Origin of the sequence: Nocardioides sp. (genome assembly GCF_047607365.1) — a bacterium.
Classification (GTDB): domain Bacteria; phylum Actinomycetota; class Actinomycetes; order Propionibacteriales; family Nocardioidaceae; genus Nocardioides.
Map to the genome: position 1 here is coordinate 1 of NZ_JASGDD010000247.1, position 2,957 is coordinate 2,957.

The 2,957-nt window shown below is 74.5% G+C and carries 4 protein-coding genes; 2 read left to right on the plus strand and 2 right to left on the minus strand.

Annotated features, from left to right (window positions below; all coding sequences use genetic code 11):
• The first annotated feature begins 300 nt into the window (after window positions 1-300).
• On the plus strand, window positions 301-849 hold the full coding sequence (locus QM572_RS19295) for a bifunctional adenosylcobinamide kinase/adenosylcobinamide-phosphate guanylyltransferase (RefSeq protein WP_415095600.1): 549 nt from the start codon (window positions 301-303) through the stop codon (window positions 847-849).
• A gap of 4 nt (window positions 850-853) precedes the next feature.
• On the plus strand, window positions 854-1,381 hold the full coding sequence (locus tag QM572_RS19300) for a 2'-5' RNA ligase family protein (RefSeq protein ID WP_415095601.1): 528 nt from the start codon (window positions 854-856) through the stop codon (window positions 1,379-1,381).
• Here the strand turns inward: QM572_RS19300 and QM572_RS19305 are convergent.
• Both QM572_RS19305 and QM572_RS19310 read right to left on the minus strand, forming a co-directional pair.
• Window positions 1,339-2,157 carry an ECF transporter S component gene (locus QM572_RS19305; RefSeq protein WP_415095602.1) on the minus strand — a complete coding sequence of 273 codons (819 nt, stop codon included), beginning with the start codon at window positions 2,155-2,157 and terminating at the stop codon, window positions 1,339-1,341. The two genes, QM572_RS19300 and QM572_RS19305, sit on opposite strands and share 43 nt — an antisense overlap.
• The coding region (locus QM572_RS19310) for an ATP-binding cassette domain-containing protein (protein ID WP_415095603.1) at window positions 2,154-2,957 on the minus strand (804 nt) is incomplete at its 5' end. The genes QM572_RS19305 and QM572_RS19310, both read right to left, overlap by 4 nt.

The following is a 2,957-nucleotide window of genomic DNA, read 5'->3' on the forward strand; positions in this document are numbered from 1 at the left end:
GCGACCCACACGCCGAGCTCGCCGAGCCGGCCGAGAGCGCCCGGCGGGGTGGCGAGCGCGGCCAGACGCTCGGCGGCCAGGGCTCGGACGGTCTCAGAAGGGGCGGCGAGAGGCATGTCGGCCAGACTATCGGCCGCTGGACCGGCCGGTTCGTGCGCCACATGCGCCCGACACGCCGGCGGCATCGGCGCGTCGTCCCCAGGTCACGCACGAACGGGCCGCCACCCCGACAGGCGCACGGCAGCCGCCGCCTCCACCGGCCAGACCCACCGGCCAGACCCACCGGCCAGAATGGGGTGTGTGACGACACTGTTGGTGACCGGCGGGGTGCGCTCGGGGAAGTCCAGGCATGCGGAGTCGCTGCTCGCGACGACACCCGAGGTGACCTACGTCGCGGCCGGTCCCGCCCCCGAGGCCGAAGCCGATCCCGACTGGACCGCTCGGGTCGCCGCGCATCGGGCTCGGCGGCCCGTCTCGTGGGGGTGTGTCGAGTCGACCGACCTCGCCGGTGCGCTGGCGGAAGCTCGAGGGTCGGTGCTGATCGACTGCCTCGGGAGCTGGCTCCCCGGCCTCCTCGACCAGCACGAGCTCTGGGAGGCCCCGGTCGCCGAGGTGACCGAGCTCGTCGAGCGCCAGGTCGCCGAGACCGTCGCCGCCCTCGGCGCCCACCAGGCAGGCATCCCCGGGGCCGACGTCGTGATCGTCACCAATGAGGTCGGGATGGGGATCGTGCCGGCGTACCGCTCCGGCAGGCTCTTCCGCGACCTGCTCGGCACGGTCAACCAGCAGGTCGCGGCCGCGTGCGACGAGGTGCATCTCGTCGTCGCCGGCCGCGTGCTGGTCCTCTGACCCGATGGCGTGGACGGGGCACACGGTCCTCGCCGTGCCGGTGCCCGAGCTGGAGGCGTGGGTGCGGGAGCGGACGGCGTTCTACGACGCGAGCTTCGTGTCGGCGGACCCGGACTTCGTCCACGCGCACGTCACGATCCTCGGGCCGTGGATCGCGGCGCCGGCGGCCGCCGACCTGGCGGCGGTGGCGGAGATCGCCCGGTCCTCGGCGCCCTTCGCCTTCGGGCTGGCGGAGATCGAGGAGTTCCCCGACGGGCTGCTGCACCTGCGCCCGGACCCGGCCGGCCCGTTCGGCGAGCTGACGGCGCGCCTGACCGAGGCGTTCCCGGGGCATCCGCCCTACGGCGGGGCTTTCGGCGACGTCGTACCGCACCTGACGCTGGACCGCCGCTCGGCCGCCGTGACGCCGGCGTGGCTGCGGGCCTCGCTCGGCGAGGTGCTGCCGGCGACCTGCCGAGCCGCGCGGATCGACCTGCAGTGGTGGGGCAATCACGCCTGCCGGCGGCTGGCGACCTGGCCGCTCGGCTCCTGAACCACCCCGGTGATCGTCGCGCGGCGGGCGGCGCGGCGCAGCGTCGTCATCACCGCGCCGCCGAGCAGCAGGATCGCGACGGCTGTGGTGATCGCGCGCATCAGGTCGTAGCTCGTCGTCGAGGTCACCAGCGTGTAGCGCAGGAAGACGCCGAGGTTGGCGCCGACACTCGCCGAGGGGTCGAACGCCAGCATCTCGTGGTGCCCGGCGATCGCCACGCCGGCGAGCATCGGCCAGCCCTGGAGGTTGAGCAGCAGGCCGTAGAGGAACGAGACCGCGATGCCGTACGCCGTCAGCAGCATGATCTCGGCCCGGCCGGTGGCCCGCGGGAGGAGTCCGGCGCCGAGGCCGATCCAGGCCGAGCAGAGCATCTGGTAGGGCAGCCACGGGCCGACGCCCGCGGTGAGCAGGGCGCTCGCGAAGAGGCCGGTGCAGCCGAGCAGGAAGCCGAAGGCCGGGCCGTAGACCCGGCCCCCGAGGATGATGAGGAAGAAGACGAACTCGACCCCGGCGGTGCCGGCGGACAGGCCGCGCAGGACCGCGTCGACGGCGCTGAGGACGCCGAGGATCGCCAGCGCGCGGGCGTCGAGGCCGTCCTCGCTCATCTCCGCCACGACGACGAGGACGACGATCGGGAGCAGCAGGAGGAAGACCCACGGCGGCTGGACGAGGTGGTCGTCGGTGCGGTGGACGAGCAGCGGCCAGACGAGCGTGATGAGCCCGAAGACGCTGGCGATCGCGATCGTCACCGCGCTGCGGGCGGAGAGGCGGATCACGGCTGCGTCTCCGGGGCATCCAGCGCCCGGCGTACGTCGTCCACGGTGAGCCACGGCGCGCCGAGCACCTTCGTGACCTGCGGCGCGAAGGCCGGGCTCTCGGTGAGCACCTCGCGAGCGGGCCCGTCGCTGATGATCTCGCCGTCGGCGAGGACCATCGCCCGGTCGGCGACGTGGGCGGCGAACTCGACGTCGTGGGTCGCGACGAGGACGGAGCGGCCGTCGCTCGCGAGGTCGTGGAGGATCGCGGCGAGCGCGCTCTTGGCGGCGTAGTCGAGACCGCGGGTCGGCTCGTCGAGGAGCAGCATCGGCGGGTCGCCCGCCAGCACCAGCGCCAGCGCGAGGGCGAGCCGCTGTCCCTCGGACAGGTCGCGCGGGTGGGTGTCGTCGGGGATGCCGGGCACCAGCCGGTCGAGGATCGCACGCGTCCGCGGCCCGCCGTCGGCGCACTCCTCGGCGACCGTCTCCAGGTAGAGCAGGTCGCTCGCCGTCTGCGGCAGCAGTCCCACCAGACCCCGCCGCTGCTCCGGCTTGAGCCCGGCCGGGTCCTGGCCGGCGACCTCGACGCGCCCGGCGATCCGCGACTGCGATCCCTGAAGCGCCCAGAGCAGCGTCGACTTCCCCGCCCCGTTCCGCCCCATCAGGACCGTGATCCCACCCGCCCCGAGCGCCAGATCGACTCCCCTCACGACCTCGCTGCCGCCCCTGGCCACGCGCAGTCCCGTGACGCGGGCCGGCGGGCCGCTCGACGCCGCGGCACCGGCTCCGCTGCGAGCGGGAGCGTCCGAGGTGGCGGGGCC

Bases quoted from the DNA above. Each gene is read 5' to 3' on its own strand.
- QM572_RS19300 (WP_415095601.1), top strand. From the start codon at position 854: ATGGCGTGGACGGGGCACACGGTCCTCGCCGTGCCGGTGCCCGAGCTG.